The organism is Brevundimonas sp. (assembly GCF_965227765.1).
Lineage (GTDB): Bacteria > Pseudomonadota > Alphaproteobacteria > Caulobacterales > Caulobacteraceae > Brevundimonas.
Genome location: NZ_OZ245778.1, coordinates 2,152,170 through 2,175,414, shown reverse-complemented (window position 1 = coordinate 2,175,414; position 23,245 = coordinate 2,152,170). Strand labels below are relative to the sequence as shown.

Below are 23,245 nucleotides of genomic sequence, written 5' to 3'. Positions count from 1 at the left end.
GGTGATCGCAACACGCTAACTTTTCCTCGGAGATGGAGCGTGGGCGATGAAGCAGCGGCGACGGATCTACTATTCGGCGGCCCAGCGGGCTGAGATCTGGGATCGCTGGAAGGCCGGGGAGTCGATGAGTTCGATCGGACGACGGTTTGATCGCGAGTCCTCGTCGGTGTTTTCAGTGCTGTCGCCGACGGGCGGTATCCGGCCGCCCGACCGGAAGCGGGCGGATCGGGCGCTCAGTCTTGGCGAGCGCGAGGAGATATCGCGAGGGCTCAGCATCCGCTGCTCGCTGCGCGGGATCGCCCGGCTGCTGGGACGGTCACCCTCGACGATCAGCCGCGAGGTTCTGCGCAACGGCGGCCCGGAACGGTATCGGGCGACAGGGTCCGATCAGGCGGCCTGGGACCGGGCGCGGCGCCCCAAACGCTGCAAGCTGGCTTGCCGACCGGCTCTGGCGCGGACAGTATCGGCGAAGCTGCGGCGGAACTGGTCGCCCGAGCAGATCGCCGGCTGGCTCAAGCGCACTTGGCCCGGGGAGCCGCACAGTCAGGTGTCGCACGAAACCATCTATCGCAGCCTGTTCATCCAGACCCGAGGGGTGCTGAAGAAGGAACTTCTGGACCACCTTCGGGCCAGGCGGACCATCCGTCACGCGAGCCTGAAGCGGCAAGGTCTTGGCCAGATCAAGGACGCCGTCTCCATCAGCGAACGGCCCGCCTGCGTCGAGGACCGCGCTGTTCCCGGTCATTGGGAAGGCGATCTGGTCAGCGGTTCGCGCAACAGCTACGTCGCCACTCTAGTCGAGCGGCATTCGCGCTACGTCATGCTGGTCAAGGTCGCCAACAAGGATACCGAAAGCGTCGTCACAGCCCTGATCAAACAGTCAAGGAAGCTGCCGGGCGAACTCTATCAATCCCTGACCTGGGATCGAGGCTCGGAGCTCGCCAGCCACAAACGGCTGGCGATGGCTTCCAACGTCGAGGTCTACTTCTGCGATCCCCGGTCACCGTGGCAGCGCGGTTCGAACGAGAACACCAACCGGCTGCTGCGCCAGTACCTGCCCCACGGGACCGACCTGTCTGTGCACAGCCAGGCTCAGCTCAGCCCCATCGCCCGACAGCTCAACGAACGGCCCAGAAAGACCTTGCTCTATCGGACGCCAGCAGAGACCTTCGCCGAGTGTGTTGCGGCGATCGGTTGAGCCCACCGTCGGGAGCAGACACTCGCCCAAGGGGGGTTAGCGGACATTGGGATCGGCATTGAGTGCAGCGGAGGGATCACGCCTCTGGGGTCGGAACTGGTCTAGGGCAACTACGGCGTCTTCGAATGTGCGGTCCGTGCCGGTAACCGATACTGAGATGTCACCCCCTGTGAGACTGCGATTGGCGGCGGCGGTCATGGCGGCAAAACCACGTCCGGGAAAACGAGCCCGGTCGCGCAGATGCAAGACAATCGCGTGCTGTCGATTGGCGGTCCAGGTTGTAACATCGACGATCTCTGACCAAGGAATGGTCTGATCGGACCATGGTGTCGAACGAAGGCCGTCCACTCCGATCCGCAGGTGCTCACGCCGGTCCAGAAACCGTGTCCCACCCAAGACGAAGCAAACGCCGGAGAAAGCGATCGTAAACCAACCCATCACGGTGATGAAACCGGACGAGTAACGGCTCGATTCTGGAGGTGGGCCAAGCACACCGGCCATCCAAAGTCCGATAGCCACAAAAGCCATGGCGCCGAGGATCATCACCGCAATCCTTGGGCGCGACGGATAGGCCACAAAATCGTCCATAGGTGCATCGTGATCTGATAGCCGGGCCGTCGGCAGGGAGCGGGTGGACCTTAGCCAGGGGGCGGCAATGTCCGCAACGGGTCGAATTGCGACATCAGCACCTCGCCGGTAGTCGGACACTCCGCGACCGCCTAAACGCGGACCCGACACGCCCCTCGCGCAGTATCTGGGACATTGGACAGACGCGCATCAGAAACAATCATTCGTCCGATCGCCTTAGTTGTCTTAGCTGGACAGATGAGAGTTCTTGCCCTGACCTGCGCCTTGAGTGTTTTTCTTGTGGGGCCGTCCGCCGCACAGATCGTGCCGCTCTGGCGTATCGTAACTGACGTCACGGCATCGATCTGCCCCCTGCTGGTCGATGGCGATCTGGACGCAGCGACCCGACGCGCCCAGGAGTTTGAATACCGCATTGATAACGAGGCGAGGCCGCACCCCGAGGCCGTCGGTGCCACCGGCAGGTTCGTCTTTCTGAAAGGCCGACACTCCGACGACATGTTCCTGTCGGTGTCCGAGGGGATGGCCTGGTGCGCGATCTCCCTGCCTCAATCCACCCCGGGCTCGGTCGCGGACGTCGCAGATCCGCATCTGGCCGCTCTCGGCTACGCGCGTGCGTCTACCGAGGCTGATCGCGTCTCCTGGACTGGCGACGGCCGGGAGGCCTCGGCCTTTCGCACGTTGGAGGCCCAGCCCCGCACCACCTTGGCCTTGCATTTTCCCTACGCGTCCCACGATCAGCCGTGATGAAACCGTTCGCCGCCGTTTTCACAGCGCTCTGCCTCAGCGCGTGCGCGACAGTGCCCGCCGATGTCCTGCGACCCGTCACCGCCTCTCTGACGCGCTCTGATGGAGGCCTGGGCCGAATTTCCGATCCCGCCGCGCTCATCTCGCAGGTGTCCGTGGCGCGACCGAACGATGCTTGGTTCGTAGACTATGGAAAGACCGGCGATTCAGCCTGGTGCGGGACGGGCGGCTGCAGGCGCGAACTCTACGTTGCCCGGGGCGACGGCTACCCGCTGGTCTTCGACCATGAGGTCCTCGACTGGCGGCTGACCCAAGGGGCCACTGCAGTCCTTGATGTCGAACTGCACCGCGCCAACTGCGATGCGATAGGCTCGGAACCATGCCTGCGTCGGTTCGTGTGGAATGACGTAACGGGGCGTTTCGACGAAGCTGTGAACCGCGAGGGCTTTGGCTATCTGGTTGGGCCTCTCTTCCAGCCGATAGCGCCTCACTTTGACGACTATCCGGATATCGTCACCGCCGAAATCGAGCGGAGGGAGATGCTGTGCCACACCGCAGGCGGTCTGATGGACTCGGGCGAGTTTCGCGCTGTCAGCAGCCCCGACCTTAACGGCGACGGTCGGCGGGATTGGATCATCGGTTCACGATACACAGCCTGCCGTGGCCCGTCGGGCGACACCCACGAGATGCCCGACATGGGCGTGAGCGTCATCGTCAGCGTAGGCGATCGCTGGACCGTTGCCTTGCGCGCGCCAACAGCGGCCTATGCTGTTGACCTCGCCTATCAGCCGGCGCGGTTCGGTGTGAGGGATGAGCGGATGTGCACGGGACGGCCCGGTTGCCCGACCCGGATGTATGTATGGCATGAGGATGACCAGATGCTGCACGACTCGGGGCTGAGCGACTGGAACCCCAGCCCCACACCCACTGCAGAGACCTGGCTGGAGTGCATCGTCGCAACCGAGCGCAGCTCCGCGGACGCAGCCGAGCAATTTCTCCTCCGAAACCCAGGTCCAGCGGGCGAGGCGCGGCGTCGCGATAGTCTCGACCATTACAGCCGCATGATGGCGCTCTACCGAGAGCGGATGGAGGCGTCCTCGCCTGCGCTGACGGCTTCGGAGATCGCCGAGAGGCGGCGCGTGTACGAAGGCCGATATGACGAACCCACTGAGCTGGAACCGGCACAATGGCGGGGCGACAGCTGCGTCGCATGGCTGTAGACGCAGAACCCCGTCTGAGTCCGCCTGAGCGAATGCTAGCAGGCTAGCCCATCACCGTCATGCAAGCCGGATGTCCGTAATGGGTCGATAGCGGTCTATCGCACCGGGCCACATAGCGGGCGTCCATCCAGGTCACAGACGTATTGGAGCCTCCTCAGACCTCCGGGCGGGCCAAGGAACCGCAAAGGTTCACGCGTATCAGTGGGATGTTTGCTGGTCGGCTTTCTTGCTTAGCTGTTTCACACACAAACCAACGCCCTTCAGAGATAGTCAGGGCTGCCCCGCCCGCATCGTCAGGAACTGTAGCTGTCGTTGGCAGAACCCCGCGCGCATCATCGATTGAAACGGGAGGAAGGGCTAACATGCGCCGGTGGGTTCTGGCTTCGACGGTTATGATCTTGCTGTTGGGCGGCGGCCGGGCCGCCTTGGCGCAGGAAGGGTCCGAGGGTGCGCAGCTTTTTGTCCGCATGGTCTACGGCTCTTATCAGGACGACCATCCGTCGCCGATCGACGAAACACAGCTTGGCGCCGTATGGTCGCCGCGCATGGCAGGGCTTATCCGCCGCAGTCGTGAACTGGCAAATGGCGAGCCGTCTTATCTGCACGCCGACCCGATCTGCAACTGTCAGGATTTTGAGAACCTGACGGTTGAGCACATCCAAATATTCCAGGACCCGCAACGGCCGGATGTTGTGCGCATGGCGAGGGTGGCGTTCATCAACGCCGGACAGCCTGTGACTGTCTTGTTGGTCCTATCCGGCAGTCCGATCCAAGGCTGGCGGATAGACGATGTCGTGAATCAGGAAGGCCTCCCTAGCTTGGCCGAGGCCTTAGTTGCCTGGATCGCCGGCATGGAAGCGGGGGGGACCGCCCTCCGTCAGTGAAATCGGACGGGATCTAGGTCTGTAAGGATAACGGTCTGCGGAGGGGTGACGCGTCTCCACAGAAAACCGTCGAGCGCGACGATACCTGATTCAGTATACCTGTTATCGCCGTGAGCGAAGAGTCCGCTAAGGGCCGAGAGCTGTCCTCGCCATGAGGGCAACAGTCAGACGTTCGCATACCGCCGAATGTCGCCTTTTCGGCGGGCTGCCAATGTCTGCTCCTGGCGCATTTGCGACATCGCCGAATAGCCGAACCTGACAGAGGGCGGCGGTTGGGAAGGTCGGCTTTTGGGCAGACGATCGATCAGCCGGATTGCGCTGGTCGGAATCATCTGGGGCAATCCCAAGGGTTTGTCAGTCGCAGGGACCGCATGGATGGGCCGCTTCTCATCGACCAGCGCCGTGTGTCCGGCTGGCGGGTGAGGGATCGAAGAGTCCGGGCCCTTAGTGTCCGCCTTCTTGACCGCCCGCCGCGCGCAGAAGGTCGCCCACCCGTCGACCGTTCAGGCGGCATGAGGCGATGACCCGGTCATAGACGATGACCCGGCCGGTCCGTCCGCGAACCGCCGCACAGGACAGCACCCGGCCGCGAACCAGATTTGAAAGCCGGTCACGGTCTTCGCGGCCCGTGGGACTGTGAAGCTCCGGGGCATCGAAGTCGGAGAGCCGCACCTCGATCCAGGTCGCCGGGTCTGCGCTGGGTCCCACGCACAGGCTGTCGCCGTCACCGATGTATCGGACGACGCCCGAGAAGGTGTCGCCGGGGCGGCTCGGCAATCGCCCTTCGCAGGGATCGGCCCGGGCGATGGCGGGCGTGAACAGGAGGGCGGCGGTCAGAAACATCCACGTCATACGCCTAGGCTGGCGCGGCGAGACCGGGACGACAAGCCCGGGGAGGGGAAAAGGAAGGTCGATAGGGGGCGTGCTCCGTGTGGGAGTCGCAAAGGAGACCGCCATGAGACCGACCTTGAACCGGGCGAGCGACGGTAACGTCCATCGCCGTTCGCCTGGAACCCCCCGGCGCGCCCCCATGAGATCCTGTGACGCGTTGGATGACCAGGCCCTGTTGGCGGTTATGCTGCGGCGCTCCGACATCGATCCGGACGTCCTGGCCGCAGACCTGTTCGCCCGTTTCGGGACGTTGGGCGCCGTTGCGGGCGCGGAGGGTTCCGAACTCGGTCGGGTGCCCGGCGTCGGCCCAGAAGTGATCGAGGACCTGAAGGTCCTGCCTGAACTTGCGCTCCGACTTGCCCGCATCGAGGCCTCTCGTCGGCCTGTCATCACCTCCTGGACCGCCTTGTTGGGTTATGTGCGCGCGGCGATGGCGCATCGGCCGAGAGAGCAGTTCCGCGTCCTCTATCTCGATCGTCGCAACGCCCTGCTCAAGGATGAATTCATTGCCGAGGGCACAGTCGATCATGCCCCGGTGTATCCCCGCGAAGTGGTGCGCCGCGCCCTCGAGCTCTCCGCCTCGGCCATGATCCTGGTCCACAATCATCCCTCTGGCGATCCCGAACCCTCGCGGGCGGATATCGAGATGACGCGCCAGATCGTCGACGCCGCCCGGCTTTTCAGCCTACAGGTCCATGATCATCTGGTCATCGGCAGCCAGGGCACGGCCAGTTTCAAATCCCTCGGACTGATCTGAGGCGGCAATGACCCTGCATGCCCTGGTCGCCGCCCTCGGCGGCGATCTCTACAGCGGCGGCGCGCGCGCCAGCATCCCGGCGCCCGGCCACAGCGCCGCCGACCGGTCGATCTCCCTGCTTCTGAACGAGGGCAGGGTGGTGATCCATGGGTTCGGCGGCGCCGACTGGCGCACCGTCCGGGCCGACCTGCGGGCCAGGGGCTTAATCGACCAGGCAGGTCGCCTGATCGATGGTGGACACGCTGGGGGACGGGGCGGAGTCTCGACACGGCAGCCGGATCTGCGGGCGCGGCGGGAGACGGCTGCGCGGCTGTGGGCGGGGACCGTCGCCCTTCAATCGCATGACCCCGCGGGTCGATATCTGCGCCGTCGCGCGGTCCGGTCGGGGGCTTCGGCGCTCAATCTCGGCCTTCATCCGGAGGCGCCGGTGTCGGTCTATCGGGACGGCGGACCGACGCGACCGGCGCTCCTCGCGCGGGTCAGTGACGCCGACGACTGCGCGACGGCGGTCGAGATCACCTATCTCGATGCCAACGGAGGGGCCGCGACCGGTCTTTGGCTGACCCGCAAAACCGTCGGTCAGGTTCCGCCCGGCGCGGCCGTCAGGCTCGCCCCTGCTGCTGAAGACATGCTGGTTGGTGAAGGCGTGGTCACCACCTTATCGGCCATGGACAGCTTCGGTCTTCCGGGCTGGGCGTTGATGGCCGCCGCCAATCTCGCGGCCTGGTCGCCGCCTGCGATCGTGCGCCGCGTTTTGATCGCCGCCGACCGGGGCGCCGTCGGACAGAGCGCCGCGGCGCGGTTGCGTCGCCGGCTGGCTCGTCGGGGGCTGGAGGTTCGCATGATCTGGCCCGATGCCCCGTTCGGTGACTGGAACGAGGTCGCGGTCGCCGAGGCGAAAGGGAGGAGGGAGGGCGGTGAGGGGCGCCGGACCGGCGGGGATGAGCCTCGCCGACCGGTCGGAGAAACCTCATGACCGACCTTGTGCCCGTCCCTCATCCTGAGACGTCCGTCCCAGCCGTCATTTTCACGCCCGTCGAACGCATCGTTCGCCTTGGCGATCTCGGCATCGCCCGGGAAAACCTTCGCCACGGCGAACCGCCCGATGAGGAGATCCGGACCCTGGCCGCCACGCTCAAGGCGGCCGGTCAGCTTCAGCCCGTCACCGTCCGCCCTGGACGGGGCAAGAAGGAACAGCCCTTCATGGCGCTCGATGGTCGCCGTCGTCGGCTGGCTCTGGCGCTGTTGCTGGAAGCCGGCGAGATCGACGAGGACTATCCGGTCCGGGCCTATGTCGAGACCGATCCGGCGCGTCAGGCGGCGGCGGTCCTGCTGACCAATACCGCCGTGCCGGTCCATGTGGCCGATATCATCGCCGCGATCGGCCGGATGCTGAAGTCGAAGCTGACCGTCGAGGTTATAGCCCGCGCGCTCGGATACGCCGAGGTCGAGATCAAGCGCCTGGCGGCCCTGTCCGGCCTGCCGTCGGCGGCCATCGTGGCGCTCAGGTCCGGCCGGATGACCCTGAAACAGGCCAGACTCCTCGCCCGCCTGCCGGACAAGGCCGAGCAGGCAGACCTGGCCGAGGCCGCCCTGGAGGGCCACGGCTTCCAGGACTGGCGCATTCTCGAGCGTCTTGACGACGCCCGGGTCACGGTCCGCGATCGGCGCTGCGCCCTCGTTGACCCCCAGGCCTATGGCGCGGCCGGCGGCCGGACCGAGACGGATCTCTTCGGCGAACTGGCTCCGGTCCTGCTGGACCCGGACATCCTGACCGACGTCTGGACGCGACGCGCTCGCGGCATCGCCGCCGTCATCGAGGCCGTAGGCATCGCGGTCCAGATCACCGCTGGTCCCGAGCCGGACCTGCCCGCCGGTCTCGAAGCCCTCGGCTATGTCTACGAACGCTCGTTGCCGCCTGAAGACATGGCCCGCTACCGCGCCCAGCGCGAGGTCTATACCGACCGGCTTGAGGCCGTCCGCATCGCTCTCACCGACACCGAAAAGCCCGACCTCGCCGATCTGGCGATCATCGACATGATCCACGCCAGGATCGCATCGGACCAGACTGGCTGCGGCGGGCGGGTGGTGACCCACCTGGTGATGTGGCCGGCGTCGGGAACGGGCGTCGATCTCCGCTGCTATACCCCCGAGGAGCCGGAAATTGTGGACGACCGGGTCGCCGATGATGCGCCTCGTCACACGCCGGCGCCGCCCGTCTATGTCGCGCCGGAGGTCGAGGCGCCCGAGCCGGACACCGAGGGGGTCAACCACGCCCTTCACGGTGTCCGAACCGATGTCGCGACCCGGGGTCTGATCCGGGCCCTGGCCGACGATCCGGCGGCGGCCCTGACGGCCCTGATCGCCCGCCTGTTCAATGTGGTGGTCCGGCGGGCCCAGGTCGCTCGGTCGGACTCGGCCCTGGCCATTCTGGCCAGCGGCTTCAATCCGTCGGGCGGACACGTGATCGAGGCTCTCGACGGCGACGTGCGCCGGCGTCTCGAGGACCGTCGGGCCGCCTGGGAGGCGTCGGGCAAGACGGTGATCGCCTGGGTCCATGGCCTTCCCCACGCAGACAGGATGGGATTGCTGGCGGAACTGACCGCCATCAGCCTGGACGTCCGCGAAGAGCGTACGACCCTCATCCGGCGCAGCGCCCGGACGGAGGCGGCGGAACTGGCGGCCCTGTGCCACGCCGACATCACCCTGTACTGGACCCCCGACGCGCCCTTCCTGCAGCCCCACTCCAAGGGACTGCTGATGGGGATGCTGGAGACCATGGGCGCGGACGATGAACGGACGACGTCGCTGAAGAAGACCGAACTCGTCGACTGGGTCGCAGAACAGGCCGCAACCCGGAGCTGGGCCCCTGCCAGCCTGTCCTGGGCAGGGGCGACCGAGGAGGAGGGGCTCGATGAGGGCGAAGGGGCGCTCCAAGACGACACGGAACACGCCTCCGCCGAAAGTGGCGATGGCGCGGGCGTCCTGGTGGTGACCTCGGCAGGGGAAGCGGCCCTGGAGGCGGCCGCAGCCGCCTGAGTGACTGGAAGCCTCAACACCGCCCCGGCGCCTGCCGGGGCGGCGCCTTTAGGGGGAGCCGTGCCTGCGGCGGGAGCCTCCGACGACTGGCAGCGCCTGGCTAGGACGATTTATGAGCGGCTTGCCGCCGGGATGCTCGCGAGGAGACCCTTCCTGAAGGCGGCGGCCAAGATGGGGGCGGAAAGGTTTGCCGAAGCCACGACGCTTTCCCATCTGGCCGGAGATCACAAGCCCAGCCAGCGGATGGCGCCAACAGTCGTCAGACCGATGGCGAACACCAGCAGGCCCCAGCGGTTGATGAGGTCGCTCCTGGAGGTCGCAGGCCGCTGAAATATGGACAGAGCCCAGGCGACGCCCAGCCCGCCAACAGCGATCTCCAACCATGCGGGCCACGTACCGAGCATCAGATGAGCCTATGCCGTGGCTCCAGCCATGGCCACATCAGACGTTCTGAAAGCGGTATGCCGCCTGCCCGCAATAGGGGTCAGAAGCCTTTGCGGCTGAACGGGGCGACCGCGCGTAAGTTGTCCATCCAACAAGGGAGCCGGAGATGTCGATTAGAACCGGCTGTCTTACCCGTCGCTTCATGCATCGAATGGGGCGTCCGGTCCGGGTCTCTCCCGTTCGGTGGCGAGGAGGTTGGGTGCATCATGGACCTATAGGTGCTGGGCCTCATCCGCGCGCCAACGGAGTCTGCGCCGTCGCCAGACGAGAGCCACCAGGATCGCGCCCAGCGCATCGGCCAGGACATCGGCGAACTCCATGTCGCGACCACTGAGCCCTTGGACCCCCTCGACCGCGACGCCCGCCAGAATGGCGAGGCCGACTGCCTGAAGGCGCGTCACCTGCGGAAAGTTCAGCAGGATCGCGGCGGTAATGATGGCGAAGGCCAAGGCGTGGGCAGGCTTGTCGGTCAGACCGACACTCTGCTCCGCTCCTTGAAAGGGGCCGATCATCAACAGGAACAGACACAGGGTGGCCGCTGCAGCGGACCCTCGAAACAGTTTGGCCATCGAACGGACTCAGGCGGCGGGGAGGCCGACGCTTCTAGGTCGCACATCTCGATCCGCAGGCACACCCCCGCATTAGGAACGCGTCGATCCTGAGGGGAGGCGGTATCGCCGTCGAAGGGGAGGGGCGGGTGAAACAGGGCCTCGACGCCGGGGCTGCACCGAGAGCCTGTCTAGGGCTCCTGAACGGCGGCTTCCGCCAGGGCGCGCTTCGTCGCCCTGGCGCGCCGCGCCTTCGCATCGAGGAGCACAGCGGCCAGGCGGCCTGAGGGGTTGCTGACCGATGTCGGCTTGAAGGGCCTGCCGGCCATGATCAGCGCCTCAAGTTCCTGGGAGACCTGCTGGCGGAGCGAGGGGCTGAGTTGGGGCCAGCGCTCCAGCAAGAAGCCGATCCGCCAGTGCGCGGACCCTGCCCCGAAGGGTTCCACGCTGTAGGACCGCGCCAGGGCATCCAGGCTGGCGGGATTGAGCGGAGCGCCGTGTCGGGTCTGGATATAGGCCTGTCGCAGATAGGCATCCGTGTTGAGCGGCGATGTCCGCAGGATCGCAGCATTGGTCTTCAGCGTCTCTGTGTCGGCGTCGGGACGCTCGGCCAGGCTTCGTGCGCGGGCCTCGCGCGCCGGCGCCAGATCCGAGGCGAACGGGATGTCGAACGCGGTCTGGCTGGTCGCGAGGGCTGCGGCAGTGGCGGAGATCAGGGTGGTCAGGGCCAGAGCCCCGGCCAGGGTCAGTTTGAGCCGGTATTGGGTCGAGGGTTTCACGACGGGGTCATCCTGCTCGAACCGCTCGTGCCGGCTCTGGCCGAAAGCGAACTGGATGCCCAGGAGCAGGGCCCAGAAAGCCGCGATCGACGGCACCTGGAGCGCAAAATCCGTGGTTCCGTGGATCAGGACGACCAGATTGGACACCAGCAGGCCGCGCATCAGTCCCTGGCCAGACCGGAGCCTGAGGGATTGCCTGAGGGCGATGCCGATGATGGCGGCGATCAACAGGAACATGGGGGCGGCCCCCAGGATGCCCGCCTCTTCCAGCCACTGCAGATAGACGTTGTGGGTCGCTCTGACATTCCACAGAACGCCGTAGGTTTCGCTGGTCATCAGCAGATGATTGATCTTGTCGAAGGACCCGAGCCCATAGCCCATCAGGGGAGAGGTCCGGAAAGCGTCCCAGTGGGCGCTGAAGACCGATGCGCGAACCGCCGTGTCGAGGTGCAGCGTGTCGGTGCGCCGCCAGACGAGATCATTGCCGCCGAGGAGCAGAACCACACCCACCAGCAGCAGGATGATCCCGCCGATTAGAATGGGAAGGCGTCTCCCGCGGGCCTCGACGACCTCCCACAGGATCAGGATGCCGCAGGCCACAGCCGTCGCCGCCAGTCCCATCCGGGAAGCCGTCAGCAGCAGACAGGTCGCGAACAACAGCGTGCATGCAGCCGCTGGGGCGACATTGGAGATCATCGTGCTGACCCCGAGCCCGGCGCTCCTGCGGAAGCCGCGCATCAGGGCGGTCAGCCCGAGGACGGTCAGCACGCCAAAGACGGTTGCGGCGCTGTTGGGACTGAGGAAGCCGCCGCTCAGACGCCCCGTGTTCATGACCTGGGCGGCCGAGATAAAGGTCAGAAGAGAGACCGCCGCATAGGCGGCCCCGAGATAGACGACAAGGTCGAATGTGGCGCGCGCCCGGTCCGCGCGTGCGGACTGGAGGCAGCCGATCAGAAAGGCGCAGGCAAGACCGAGGAGCTTGAGAATCTCCACGAGGGTCGCGGATCGATCCACGGTCGAGGCGCCCGGCGCCAGGCCGGCCCAGGCCCAGATGGAATGCGGACCGCCCGGCGCCGAGGGCGTCAACGACCACAGGGCGACGCCGATCACGCAGGCGAACAGGATCGCCACAGGCGTCATGGGCCGCAGATCGAACAGGCCGATCCGCGCCGACGGGATGGCGAGGGCCAGCGCCAGACCAACGGCGAGAAGCACGGTCAGCCAGAGCGCGGCGACCGTCTGGTTGGCGCCGAAGGCGAGGTGAGCCAGATAGAGGGTCGAGGGAAGGGCGCCGAGCGCCGCCCAGGCCCCTGGACCCAATCTGGTCCTTGTTCTCGTCGAGGGTGCGAAGGCCTTGGACCGGCGCCGTCTTGCGGGGCTCGGGCTACCGGGGCTCGGGGCGCCGGGCGTAGGTGAAGAGGCGGGACGTGACATTCTGCGACCGTGATCTCAGTGTGACGGCGCTGGCGCGCCTGGCATAGCGGCGTTGAGCCCCTGCGGGCGTCGGGCGGCCTCGTGCGCGGCCGTGCTCCCCGATCAGGAGACAAAAACGCTGACCAGGTTTTTGGTCAGCGGTTCTTGGTCCCAAGTGTTTAGTGTCGCCGTGAAGAGGCGGCGTAGCATTTCTTGTAGTCGGCGTAATAATAGCCAGCGTCACCGTAGCCGTACCGGGCTTGGGCGCTCATGTCGACTTGGCGCCGGAGGCCTCCTCCAGATGCAGGACCGCGTCCAGCTTGGCCTTGCGCGTCACCACTTTCGGCAGCCCGCCCTCGGCCTGACTGATGTCGGCGATGCCCGGGCCGACGGCGCCCGGACTGCCGCGAGACTGCTGGATCTCAGCGTCCACCTCTCCCTCGATGGCGGGCTGTGGCGGAAGCGGGCGCGAGTCATGGGGCGCTGGCGGATCGAGGTGGTCGGCGGCCGGACCGATCACGACGCCCTCGTCGCGCTCGGAGGCTTCGTTGAGATCATCGCCTTCCGGCCCCGGGTGTCCGTGCCCTTGGCCTGACAAAGGTGCTGGAGGCGGTGTTGGGTCGCCCTCCGGTGCAGACCGTCGTCGATGGCGCTGCCGCCTGAGGTCCGTCAGGCGGCCTGAGACGTCTCCGCCGGCAGAGGCGGGCTCAAGGCGTCGAACAGGGCCATGGCCCGGGCCGCGTCATAGAGCACCTGGGGCTGGGCGGGCGGGGCGACCAGATAGAACATGGTCACGGGCAGCGGGTCTTCCCGCTCCCGCCGCCACAGGGTCGCGTGCGGCCGGGCCTCGATGACCGTCCAGCGGCCGGGGTCATTGGGATGGTCGTGGGGACGGGTCATGTCGGCAGGATAGTCGGGCCAACGCCGCGTGCGAAGGCCCGGTCCGCGATTTTCGAGTCGGCAGGGCCAGAAGACCACCCGGACCTTGCAAAGGGGCTCCGGGGGAGGAGGAGGGAGGAAGGGAGGTCCCAGGGTGAAGCGGGATGAGGGAGATCCGCTCCCTTGGCGCTTCGGATCAACAGGAGACTGACATGCAATCCATGATGTTCACCGGGCGCCTCGCGGCCGATCCCCAGATCAGCGACGACTTCGCCAAGGCGGTGTTCCGGTTGCTCGAGAAGCGCGGCGTCGACAATGCTGGCAAGGATCGGCTTGTCGGCGTCAACTGCGTCAGCTGGTCCAAGGGGCTCAACGAGAAGGTCATCGCCCGCGGGCTCGCCCAGGGCTGTGAGGCCACCGTCATCGGCGCCTTCATCGACACGGCCTACGCGACTAGGGACGGCCAGGAACGGACGGCCAAGGAGCTGGTGATCAACCGGCTGACCGTCCTCGACTGGGCCGAGGATCGCGACGCCGACACCGGCGCCGGCAGCGCCGACCGGCTCGCCGCCTGAACCCTCTCAATCATTGATATCCAGGAGACTGACCATGCAGACCCTCGTCATCGAAGGCTATCTGGCCGCCGACCCGTCCATCCTCTCGGCCCAGGGCTCGGGCAAGAAGCGGGCGAGCTTTCGCGTGCTGGAGACCACTCGCTTCCGCAAGGCTGACGACGCGCCCGGCGAGCGCACCACCGGCTTCAACTGCACCTGCTTCAATGAGGCGACCGCCGAGAACTACATCGAGAAATACGCCCGCAAGGGCAGCCGTGTGGTGATCCAGGGCCATGTGGAGAACAACACATGGACCGGTAAGGACGGGGTCGAACATTACGACCTGAGTGTGATCGTCGGCGACATCCGGGTGAAGAACCGGCGGGAGCGGCCTTCGGCCGACGAGGGCGCCAATGACCGTCAGGTTCAGGAGCCGGCCGGCGGATACGATCTGAACGACGACATTCCGTTCTGATCGGAGAACAAGCATGGGAGCGGCCCGGCGCGCGAGCGTCGGGCCGTTTTCCCGTGGCGGCAGGAGGAAAAGGCAGGGCGGCGCGAGGGGAGCCAATCAGGCTCGTTGATCCTGGAGCGCTGCCATGACCGCCACCGCCTGGACGGATGACCGGATCGGTCGTCTCAAGACCCTCTGGCTGGAAGGCCGAACAGCGGACTTCATCTCCAGGGACCTCGGCTGCGGCATCAGCCGCAGCGCCGTGCTCGGCAAGGTCTATCGGCTAGGCTTGTCCGCCGGGCGGACCGCCAAGGCGCCGAAGGTCTCGGCTCCGCAGATCATGAAGCCTGTCCCTGCAGGGAGGCCGGCGGCGACGCCGTCTCCGGAACTGGAGGCGGAGCTGGAGTCCGAGCCGCAGCGCGGAACCCGCAGCATCCTGTCTGTGGGTTGGCGGGACTGTCGCTGGCCGCTGGGCGATCCCCAGCAGCCGGGGTTCAGCCTCTGCGGTGGTCCGGTGGTGCGCGGCGCCTTCTGCGTCGACCATGCCCGGGTCGCCTATCGGCCTGGGCCCGCCACGTTCCATAGCCTGGAGGGGGTGACCGATTGAGCGGATCTCCGGCTTCGACCCTTGCTGTCACATCCCCAGTCCTGTGCAGACGGCGACCTCGACGAGGTCGCCGTTGTCGTGTGGGCCGATCGCCAATCCTGTCGATAACCGGAACGAAAGCAGAGCGAGCCTTTGCGGTCCTCGGTCGTCGGGGGGACACGCGTCGTCGGGTCGGCAGTCTTGGAGAGTGACGATGAACGACCAGGCCCTGGCCGATATGCGGGTTGAGCTCGATCTGGCGCTCGCGCGCCAGAAGGATCCGAACGAGACGGCGCGGCAGATCCTCAACTGCGTCGAACAGCGGGCGCCCGGATCCGTTCTTCGCCTTGCGGCGGGGATCCAGCTTCGGCGGCTCGGGTGCGCCACGGCGACGGGCTGGTAAAGTCATGCCCGATCCGAACAGGCCGCGCCTGGCGCGAGAGGATAGGGCGCCGGAGTACGGCCAGCGCCTGATCGTCCAGTGCGACCGGCCGGGTTGCGAGCGCGCCGTGTTGATGGATCCTCGTCCTCTGTTCGGCGCCAGGCGAAACTGGCCGGCCGAGGGGCGGTCCTAGCGGTTCCGTTGCCAGTGCGGACACCGTGAGGCCAGGGTGATCTATACCCGCCACGCGACGGCGCCCAACGGGCCCCTATCCGCCTCCGTCATCTCGCTCTGGTATTGATGGGCGCCGCCACCCGGACCGCTTCGCTGATGATGATTGGCGCGCCTGCGGCGGATGCGACTGATGGCCTGCGGCGCTGGACGGGGTCAACGACCGGGAGACGCCGCCGGCTCGCCGCCGTCGACGGATCTGAAGCGCGTCGCGTCTTCGTCCGTATCGGCGCGACGGCACCGAATGGGGTCCTCGCCCGAAGGGGGCGAGGACTTGCCCCCACACAACGCCCTCCGATCTTGTCACAGCACCCCGGAAGTCAACGGCTTCGCCTTATTCCCTCCGCGGCGGGCAAGCGGCCCGCCGCTCCGGTGACTGCCGGGGACCCCGCTGTGGCCAAGACCGGGGTCGTTGCGCATGGGGCGCTCGACATTTCTTCATCTCAAGGAATGATCCCATGACCCCCTTCACCACAGCTTCTTCCGCCTTCACCCCCAAATCCGACTCCGCCTTCGACGACCTGTCGGCGTCGCTCGGCGATCCGCGTCCGCATCCCACAGAGGAGGCGTTGGTCCAGCTCGGGCGGGCGCTCATGACCGAGCTGGTGGATGTGATCTCCGACACCGCGCTCGAGGATTACCAGACCATCCTGGGAGAGGCCCTGATCGGCGCTTTCCATTCGGCGGCCGGACGGATCGAGAGAGACGCGGACCGGGCGCGCGACACGATGCGATCGCTCGACCGGGACTTCGATGGATCAGAAGCGGCCGACACAGAGCTTCAGGACGCGACGGCCAAGGCGAGAGCAGGCGATGCGGCGACCCAGGCCTGCGAACTGATCCGGGACGCCGCCTCCGACACCTGGACGGTCGCAACCGGGGAGGTCTGGACGGCCTGGCGGGGAAGCCGGCGCGGCACGCATCTGACGGCGAGCCAGCTGGAAGCGAAACAGGCGATCCGGGCGATCCGCAATCGGAAATCGGGAGAGGCGGACCCGGGCGGGCCGGTGATCGCCTTCAGGGGCGCGCCAGCGGCCGACAGCGCGGAGGACGCGGGGCGGATCTTCGACGCCCTCAACTGGGCCAAACAGGAATGGCCCGACATGGCTCTGGCGACGACAGGGGCGAAAGGCTCCGAGAAGCTGGCGATCAAATGGGCCCAGCAGAAGGGGGTGAAACTGATCCTCGCCCGGGCCGATTTCGACACCCACGGCAAGGCGGCGCCCTTCAGGGCGAACGATGAACTGATCGCGCTCGAGCCGGAGGTCTGCCTGACCCTGGTCCATTCGGTGGATGGGGCGAAGGGAGAGCAGCGGCCGTTCGGACCGGCGCTCAACCTTGGACAGAAGGCGATGGAGTCCGGGCTGCGACATGTCTCCATCAAGGCCCGGGCAGCCTGAAAGATCGAGACTGTATCAACGACCCGCTCGGCTTTGGCCGGGCGGGTTTTTGTTTGTCATCCGGGGCCGTCTAGCGATCGGCGGGCGCGAGATCAGGGCCCCAGACATCCCAGGCCAGGCGGTGTTGATCGCCTTTGGTCGGATGTCGGCGGTGTTGATGGCGATGTCTGAGAATCCGTCAAAAGCGGTGGAGGGCAAGATAAAAGGCGGTTTTTGGCGTGGCCTGTTTCTCTTATTCTGCCCGCAGGTTAGCGGCCTGATCTGCGGTGTTGGACGACTTGTGGTGAGTTGTCGGACCGGAGCGCGTCGCTTTCCGGATCGGACGTGCGGCGATGCTTCTTCGAGAGGCCCTTGAGTTCCGACTTTCGACGGGGTCTGTCCAGGGGCGCGGTGATCTTCAGGTCGCCCTGCCGCTGCGCCTCAAGACCGAGCGGATGAACGTCAGGAACGGGATGCTGAAGCGGCTGGCGAGCTCGCGCGCCTTCGCCCTGGGAAATCGTTCAGGGGTGCTCAAGGCGGCGCAGAACCGTTCAGGCCGGGCCTTCCGTCTGGACGTCCGGCAACGGGTCATCGTCAAGGCCCTGGTGTCGCGCCACATCGGCAAGGGTGCCGACCGGGCGGCGGCCCTGGCCAAACACGTCGTCTATCTGGGTCGCTCCGGCGCGGGGGCGGAGGGAGCGCGCCCCGCGTTCTTCAACCGTGAAGGCGAGGGGATCGCGCCGCAGGCGGAGACCGCAGGCTGGAGCGAGGACCGGCACCATTTCCGCTTCATCATCTCGCCCGAGCATGGCGATCGACTGGACCTGGACTCCTATGTCCGGGAGGTCATGGGACGGGTTTCAGCAGACCTGGGGGAGCCTGATCTGGAATGGATCGCGACCTGCCACTATGACACCGACCAGCCGCATGCCCATGTGCTGGTGCGGGGGCGCCGAGAGGATGGGCGGGACCTGGTCATTCCGCGCGACTACATGGGTTACGGCTTCCGGGCGCGGGCGCAGGAGGTGGCCCAGGAACGGCTCGGCGATCTGTCGCGGGTCGAGGCCGAGCGCCGGATCTGGAAGGAAACGGCGGCGGACCGGTTCACGGGGTTCGACCGGCGGCTGCTGGCGGCGTCGGACGCCGGCGGGAGGGTCGATGATGGAATTGGGGCAAGCGACGCCTGGGCGGCGTTGACGCGCGGTCGGCTGCGGCATCTGGAGGGACTTGGGTTGGCCGTGCGGGAGGGGCGGCGATATCGGCTGGATGGAGAGATGGAGACGAAGTTGCGGACGCTGCAGGTGCGGCGGGACGTGATCCGGACGTTGAACCAGCGGCGGCTCGAGGGGGCGAGGGATGTGCGGCCGCTGGGCAGCGAGCGGGTCAGGGGCGTGGTGGTGAAGACGGGGTTCCATGACGAGGCGGGGGCATCGCCCTGGGTGATGGTTCGGGATCGGGAGGGGACGGAGCATTACGCCCGGCTCAGGGCGGGGGCGGAGGTGAAAATGGGAAAGACGATAACGATCGAGGCAGGGCCAAGCGGACTCGCGCAGATCGTCGAAGGGCGCGGAGCGGATCTTGGGATGGGGCGAGCCTGATGCGTCGGAGATAGCCGATCATCGATTTTCACTGTGGGAACGGGGCCCTAATTCAGACGGCGTCGGCTCCACTGTACTCGCTATCGAACGCCTTCGGAGTGCAAGCTGTTGGCCTGGCAAGACCGATCAGGATGGTGAAAAGACTGTCGTCGCCTCCTCGGCGGCGAAGGCGCTATGCCAGGCGGACAGAAAGTCATACTGAACGCTTCTGTTATCCGAGCCGGCGAGGCTGGCCTGAGGGAGGCAGGTCGCAATCCAATGGAGGCATCCCGGGTTAAAGGTGGGGCGGGCTCGGATGGGTCAGCCTCACGCATGGTTTGAAGTGCGCTGATTGGTGGGCGCCGTCTGCAGCGCATCCAGTCCCTGTGGGATAGAAGGTCACAATTCTGGAGGCCGGTTTTTTGGCACGAGAACCTGTGGCACCCTGGACGCGGTCGGCGAACGAGCCATCTCGCAGGCGCGAAAAAGAATCGCCAGTTCCGGATTTCGGCGATATAGCGAAGCGTCCCGAAACAGGGATGAACGGCGGGGGCGCTCGATCTATGGTTGGTAATGGTAAGGTTGCGCTCATCACGGGCGTGACGGGGCAGGACGGTGCCTATCTTTCTGAGCTGCTGCTTGAGAAGGGGTACATCGTGCATGGTGTTAAACGGAGATCGTCTTCGTTCAACACTGGCCGGATCGAGCACCTGTATCAGGATCCGCATGAAAAGGATCCGCGCTTCATCCTGCACCATGGCGATCTGACAGACTCCACCAACCTGATACGGATCATCCAGGAAACTCAGCCGGATGAGATCTACAATCTGGCCGCGATGAGCCACGTCCAGGTGTCTTTCGAGATGCCGGAGTATACCGCCAACGCCGATGGCATAGGCACGCTGAGAATCCTTGAGGCGATCCGCATTCTGGGCCTCGAGAAGAAGACCAAATTCTATCAGGCCTCGACCTCGGAACTGTATGGTCTGGTGCAGGAAGTGCCGCAGTCGGAGACGACGCCCTTCTACCCTCGCAGTCCCTATGCCGTGGCCAAGATGTATGGCTACTGGATCGTGGTGAACTACCGCGAGGCCTATGGCATCCACGCCTCCAACGGCATCCTGTTCAACCACGAGAGCCCGCTGCGGGGCGAGACCTTCGTCACCCGCAAGATCACCCGCGCCGTCGCGGCCATCAAGCACGGCTTCCAGGACAAGCTCTATCTCGGCAATATCGACGCCAAACGCGACTGGGGTCACGCCCGCGAGTATGTCCGCGGTATGTGGTTGATGCTGCAGCAGGACGAGCCCGACGACTATGTTCTGGCCACAGGCGAGACCACGGTCATCCGCGACTTCGTCACCCACGCCTTCGAACAGACCGGCGTCAAACTGCGCTGGGAAGGCGAGGGAGTCGACGAGAAGGGCATATGTGCTCAGACTGGCCGCGTCTATGTCGAGATCGACCCCCGCTATTTCCGCCCCACCGAGGTCGATCTGCTGATCGGCAACCCGGCCAAGGCCAAGGCCAAATTGGGCTGGACCCACGAGACAAAATGGCAGGCGCTCTGCGAAGAGATGGTCGCCGCCGACCTGATCGCCGTGGGCAGGGAGGAACGTGGCAATGGCGAGTGATCAAGGACGAAAACGCCGGGAGTTCAGTGAGGGTGAGCAGATCATCGGCCGGCGCACCCCGGAGCGACTGATCGGTGGGTTCAGCCGGCGAGACTCGACGTTCCTGTTCTATTCTCTCATTCATTCCGTCCTCGAGCCTCACTTCCGCGTCTTGGACTTCGGAGCGGGCCGAGGTGCGCAAGGCGAGAACGAATGGCCAGCAAAAAGGAAGCTGCTGACCCTGAAGGGCAAGGTGCAGTGGGTCGCAGGCGTGGATGTCGATCCGGTTGTCCTCTCCAATCCGCTGCTCGATGAAGCCCACGTCTTCGATCCCGACAAAGGCCTACCGTTTGCGGACGAGTCCTTTGATCTGATCTACAGCGACTGGGTCATCGAACACGTCGATGACGTCGAGAGATTTTCAAGCGAAGTCCATCGTGTCCTGAAGCCGGGTGGCTGGTTCTTTGGCCGAACCCCCAACAAGCTTGGCCTGATCGCGCTGTCGGCTACCCTGGTCCCCAATTCTCTTCACAAGCGGGTGCTGAAGACGCTTCAGCCGGAACGGGAATCCAAGGATGTCTTCCCGACCCGGTATCGTCTGAACACCCCATCGGCCGTTCGTCGGTGGTTCCGGCCCGAGCGATGGGAGAACTACACCACGACGATAGATACCGAGTTCATGTATCTGGCTCGAAACGCCATACTGTTCGAAATCGTGGAACGTGTCGGGCGGATACTGCCGTCGGCTTTCCGGCCCGTGTTGATCGTTTCGCTTAGAAAGCATGAGTTCTAAGTGTTCAATCTTCAAGACAAGCGGATCTGGGTCGCTGGCCATAGTGGAATGGTCGGCTCGGCAATAGTCCGGCGATTGGCGTCCGAGGGCTGCGAGGTCGTCACCGCGACCCGCGCCGAGGTCGATTTAAAATCTCCCGATCAAGTCCGGGCGTTCGTCTCCGACCGCAAGCCGAACGCCATCTTCATGGCGGCGGCCAAAGTTGGAGGCATCCTGGCCAACGACACCTATCCGGCTGACTTCTTGTACGACAACCTGATGATCTCGGCCAACGTCACGGAGGCTGCGTATCGGGAAAGCGTCAGCAAGATGCTGTTCCTGGGCTCTAGCTGCATCTATCCTAAGGAAGCGCCCCAGCCGATCCCGGAAGACGCCCTGCTGACCGGTCCGCTGGAGCCGACAAACGAATGGTACGCAGTTGCCAAGATCGCCGGCATCAAACTGGCCCAGTCGTATCGCAAGCAACACGGCTGCGACTTCATCAGCGCCATGCCGACCAACCTGTACGGTCCCGGTGACAATTACGATCTGAGTTCAAGCCACGTCCTGCCGGCACTGATCCGCAAGGCGCATGAGGCCAGGGAGGCGAGCGCTGAGACTATCGTGATCTGGGGCACGGGCACGCCGCGACGCGAGTTCCTGAACGCGGACGATTGCGCCGACGCCTGCGTGTTCCTGATGAAAAACTATTCGGCGTACGAACACGTCAACGTCGGCTCGGGCGAGGACATCGCCATTATCGATTTGGCCAGACTCGTATGTGAGATTGTCGGCTTTCACGGTGAGATCGTCATCGATGCCCGCAAGCCGGACGGCACCATGCGCAAGCTGATGAGCGGTGACAAGCTCAAGGCCATGGGATGGGCTCCGACGATCACCTTACGTGATGGTATCGCCAGCGCCTATGCGGCATTCTTGGCCACCCAGATAGATAAATCCTGATGGTGCCGACCAGACCTGAATTGCCTCCGCGAGGTATAAGCGTCGGTCTTATTGCGACTGTCCTGGCGGCGTTGCTCGCCTGGACCGCGATGCTTTTCAGGCCAACGGCGATTGGTGAAGTCTACAACTCTCAACTTGCCGCAGCGCTTGTTGGTTTGACGTTAGCGCTGCTGCTGTGTTCGGTGTGGCGTGCCAAGGCTGAAGGCCTCGTTGATATTTCCCCCCAAGCCGCGCTCTTCTTCATCGCGGTCTTGTACGTCGCGATTCGCAGCGTGTCCGCGGGCGGAATGTTCGCCGTTAACGGTCTAAAAGGTCTCGCCGTCGGCATGGCGGGCCTGTTCGCGGTCGTTGCGGTCAATCTCACGCCGGAAAGCAGGCTGAAATTCTATAGCGCCGCGGCGATCTTTGTCGTGGCGACGTGCGCCTCGACGCTGTTGACGAGAATATTGCTGTCGACCGGCATGACCGCAGACAACCTCAAAATATTCCGTTTCGCCTATACCTACGTCAGCGCCGGCGACGTGCTGACGCCCTTTACCTTTGCGTTCAATAAGGTGACAACGCTTTTCGGCGTGCAACCGCGCCTTAGCGGAATTTATCGAGAGCCGGGGCTTCTCCCGGCGTTCGCTTGCTGGGCGGCTGCCTACGCACATTTCAGGCGATGGCCCCTGTGGGTCTCGGCGGTCTGTATCGCGGGGTCGGCCGTATCGCTTTCTTCCTTCGGCCTACCTCTGGCGGTCTACACCGGCGCGCTGCTGGCCTGCTTAAAGGCGAAAATCCCCCTGTCTGTCGCGACGCTGGTTCTCATCGGACTGCTGTGTCTCGCCTGGCCGATCATCTACGGCATGAAGGATGTGGGTGTCGGTTCCAAGATCGCCTCAGACTCTGTCTCGTTCCGAGAGAGACTGTACCTGATCCAGATCGCCTTCTCCGCCCAGAACGCTGTTTTCGGCGACGGACTTCAGCGCATGTATCGAGCCAACGAGGGCATTAGCCTGATCGCGCAGACCCGCCTATTCGGTTTGTTTTACGTGTTCGTTGTCCTTGCGTACTATTTCCGCGCGGTGAAGAACTTCCCATTCTTTATCGCCGGGCTGATACCGGCACTGGTGATCATCCTGACCTCTCAGCCGATCTCGCTGGATGTGCCCGTCTTCATCATATTCACGTCTTGGGTCGCTCTTCCTGAGGTCGTGAAAGGCCGGGCGAGGCGCTCGCGCCGAGAAGCGATGACAGCATCCCCTTGGGCAGTCCGGATCCCTATATCGTATCGCAAAAGGGCCCCTGATCCTATCCGTGGCCAGAGATAGGTGCGATGACTTCGCGCCTGATCGCCATGACGCTCTGACG

The 23,245-nt window shown here is 65.1% G+C and carries 25 protein-coding genes; 18 read left to right on the top strand and 7 right to left on the bottom strand.

The window, feature by feature from the left end:
• Positions 1-46 precede the first annotated feature (46 nt).
• Positions 47-1,198 carry an IS30 family transposase gene (locus ACO05L_RS10595; RefSeq protein WP_421729139.1) on the top strand — a complete coding sequence of 384 codons (1,152 nt, stop codon included), beginning with the start codon at positions 47-49 and terminating at the stop codon, positions 1,196-1,198.
• Between the two features lie 36 nt (positions 1,199-1,234).
• Here the strand turns inward: ACO05L_RS10595 and ACO05L_RS10590 are convergent, their stop codons facing one another.
• The gene (locus tag ACO05L_RS10590; protein WP_421729138.1) at positions 1,235-1,786 is read right to left on the bottom strand and encodes an STM3941 family protein; all 552 of its coding nucleotides are present in this window, start codon (positions 1,784-1,786) and stop codon (positions 1,235-1,237) included.
• 237 nt (positions 1,787-2,023) lie between these two features.
• Between ACO05L_RS10590 and ACO05L_RS10585 the strand changes: the two genes are divergently transcribed.
• The 3 genes from ACO05L_RS10585 to ACO05L_RS10575 all read left to right on the top strand — a co-directional run bounded on the left by ACO05L_RS10585 (position 2,024) and on the right by ACO05L_RS10575 (position 4,634).
• Complete coding sequence (locus tag ACO05L_RS10585; RefSeq protein ID WP_421729137.1) at positions 2,024-2,530, top strand: hypothetical protein; 507 nt, start codon at positions 2,024-2,026, stop codon at positions 2,528-2,530.
• On the top strand, positions 2,530-3,750 hold the full coding sequence (locus ACO05L_RS10580; RefSeq protein ID WP_421729136.1) for a hypothetical protein: 1,221 nt from the start codon (positions 2,530-2,532) through the stop codon (positions 3,748-3,750). Before ACO05L_RS10585 ends, ACO05L_RS10580 begins: the two co-directional genes overlap by 1 nt.
• A gap of 362 nt (positions 3,751-4,112) precedes the next feature.
• The gene (locus ACO05L_RS10575; RefSeq protein WP_421729135.1) at positions 4,113-4,634 is read left to right on the top strand and encodes a DUF3828 domain-containing protein; all 522 of its coding nucleotides are present in this window, start codon (positions 4,113-4,115) and stop codon (positions 4,632-4,634) included.
• A 444-nt stretch (positions 4,635-5,078) separates the two neighbouring features.
• Here the strand turns inward: ACO05L_RS10575 and ACO05L_RS10570 are convergent, their stop codons facing one another.
• Positions 5,079-5,477 (bottom strand): thermonuclease family protein, encoded by a 399-nt coding sequence (locus tag ACO05L_RS10570; protein ID WP_421729134.1) that lies wholly within the window; start codon positions 5,475-5,477, stop codon positions 5,079-5,081.
• Positions 5,478-5,664: 187 nt separating this feature from the next.
• Here ACO05L_RS10570 and radC point away from each other — a divergent pair, with 187 nt between their 5' ends.
• The 3 genes from radC to ACO05L_RS10555 are packed head-to-tail and all read left to right on the top strand — an operon-like array spanning position 5,665 to position 9,321.
• Positions 5,665-6,282 (top strand): RadC family protein, encoded by a 618-nt coding sequence (gene radC / locus ACO05L_RS10565; RefSeq protein ID WP_421729133.1) that lies wholly within the window; start codon positions 5,665-5,667, stop codon positions 6,280-6,282.
• Between the two features lie 7 nt (positions 6,283-6,289).
• A complete protein-coding gene (locus tag ACO05L_RS10560; protein WP_421729132.1) occupies positions 6,290-7,258 on the top strand; it encodes a toprim domain-containing protein in 969 nt (322 codons plus the stop codon).
• On the top strand, positions 7,255-9,321 hold the full coding sequence (locus tag ACO05L_RS10555; RefSeq protein WP_421729131.1) for a ParB/RepB/Spo0J family partition protein: 2,067 nt from the start codon (positions 7,255-7,257) through the stop codon (positions 9,319-9,321). The genes ACO05L_RS10560 and ACO05L_RS10555 overlap by 4 nt, the downstream gene beginning before the upstream one ends.
• A gap of 224 nt (positions 9,322-9,545) precedes the next feature.
• Here the strand turns inward: ACO05L_RS10555 and ACO05L_RS10550 are convergent, their stop codons facing one another.
• The 5 genes from ACO05L_RS10550 to ACO05L_RS10530 form a co-directional block, all read right to left on the bottom strand.
• On the bottom strand, positions 9,546-9,725 hold the full coding sequence (locus ACO05L_RS10550; protein ID WP_421729130.1) for a hypothetical protein: 180 nt from the start codon (positions 9,723-9,725) through the stop codon (positions 9,546-9,548).
• A 252-nt stretch (positions 9,726-9,977) separates the two neighbouring features.
• Positions 9,978-10,334, bottom strand: a complete 357-nt coding sequence (locus ACO05L_RS10545; RefSeq protein ID WP_421729129.1) for a VanZ family protein — start codon at positions 10,332-10,334, stop codon at positions 9,978-9,980.
• Between the two features lie 170 nt (positions 10,335-10,504).
• Entirely contained in the window at positions 10,505-12,412 is a 1,908-nt protein-coding gene (locus tag ACO05L_RS10540) for an O-antigen ligase family protein (RefSeq protein ID WP_421729128.1), read from the bottom strand.
• 361 nt (positions 12,413-12,773) lie between these two features.
• On the bottom strand, positions 12,774-13,025 hold the full coding sequence (locus ACO05L_RS10535) for a hypothetical protein (RefSeq protein WP_421729127.1): 252 nt from the start codon (positions 13,023-13,025) through the stop codon (positions 12,774-12,776).
• Between the two features lie 149 nt (positions 13,026-13,174).
• Complete coding sequence (locus tag ACO05L_RS10530) at positions 13,175-13,405, bottom strand: hypothetical protein (protein WP_421729126.1); 231 nt, start codon at positions 13,403-13,405, stop codon at positions 13,175-13,177.
• A 191-nt stretch (positions 13,406-13,596) separates the two neighbouring features.
• Between ACO05L_RS10530 and ACO05L_RS10525 the strand changes: the two genes are divergently transcribed.
• From ACO05L_RS10525 to ACO05L_RS10475, 11 genes are all read left to right on the top strand, one after another.
• Positions 13,597-13,959 (top strand): single-stranded DNA-binding protein, encoded by a 363-nt coding sequence (locus tag ACO05L_RS10525; RefSeq protein WP_421729125.1) that lies wholly within the window; start codon positions 13,597-13,599, stop codon positions 13,957-13,959.
• A gap of 34 nt (positions 13,960-13,993) precedes the next feature.
• Positions 13,994-14,413: a single-stranded DNA-binding protein gene (locus ACO05L_RS10520; protein WP_421729124.1), complete on the top strand. Its 420-nt coding sequence runs from the start codon at positions 13,994-13,996 to the stop codon at positions 14,411-14,413.
• Positions 14,414-14,537: 124 nt separating this feature from the next.
• Entirely contained in the window at positions 14,538-14,999 is a 462-nt protein-coding gene (locus tag ACO05L_RS10515; RefSeq protein ID WP_421729123.1) for a GcrA family cell cycle regulator, read from the top strand.
• A gap of 193 nt (positions 15,000-15,192) precedes the next feature.
• Complete coding sequence (locus ACO05L_RS10510) at positions 15,193-15,381, top strand: hypothetical protein (RefSeq protein ID WP_421729122.1); 189 nt, start codon at positions 15,193-15,195, stop codon at positions 15,379-15,381.
• A gap of 4 nt (positions 15,382-15,385) precedes the next feature.
• Positions 15,386-15,553: a hypothetical protein gene (locus ACO05L_RS10505; protein WP_421729121.1), complete on the top strand. Its 168-nt coding sequence runs from the start codon at positions 15,386-15,388 to the stop codon at positions 15,551-15,553.
• A gap of 496 nt (positions 15,554-16,049) precedes the next feature.
• Positions 16,050-16,991, top strand: a complete 942-nt coding sequence (locus ACO05L_RS10500; protein ID WP_421729120.1) for a DUF2493 domain-containing protein — start codon at positions 16,050-16,052, stop codon at positions 16,989-16,991.
• Positions 16,992-17,323: 332 nt separating this feature from the next.
• Complete coding sequence (locus ACO05L_RS10495; RefSeq protein WP_421729119.1) at positions 17,324-18,568, top strand: DUF3363 domain-containing protein; 1,245 nt, start codon at positions 17,324-17,326, stop codon at positions 18,566-18,568.
• 542 nt (positions 18,569-19,110) lie between these two features.
• Complete coding sequence (gene gmd, locus ACO05L_RS10490) at positions 19,111-20,181, top strand: GDP-mannose 4,6-dehydratase (RefSeq protein WP_421729118.1); 1,071 nt, start codon at positions 19,111-19,113, stop codon at positions 20,179-20,181.
• Positions 20,171-20,953 carry a class I SAM-dependent methyltransferase gene (locus ACO05L_RS10485; protein ID WP_421729117.1) on the top strand — a complete coding sequence of 261 codons (783 nt, stop codon included), beginning with the start codon at positions 20,171-20,173 and terminating at the stop codon, positions 20,951-20,953. The genes gmd and ACO05L_RS10485 overlap by 11 nt, the downstream gene beginning before the upstream one ends.
• 48 nt (positions 20,954-21,001) lie before the next feature.
• On the top strand, positions 21,002-21,895 hold the full coding sequence (locus tag ACO05L_RS10480; protein WP_421731675.1) for a GDP-L-fucose synthase family protein: 894 nt from the start codon (positions 21,002-21,004) through the stop codon (positions 21,893-21,895).
• Positions 21,895-23,205 carry a hypothetical protein gene (locus ACO05L_RS10475; RefSeq protein ID WP_421729116.1) on the top strand — a complete coding sequence of 437 codons (1,311 nt, stop codon included), beginning with the start codon at positions 21,895-21,897 and terminating at the stop codon, positions 23,203-23,205. Before ACO05L_RS10480 ends, ACO05L_RS10475 begins: the two co-directional genes overlap by 1 nt.
• Positions 23,206-23,245: the final 40 nt, after the last annotated feature.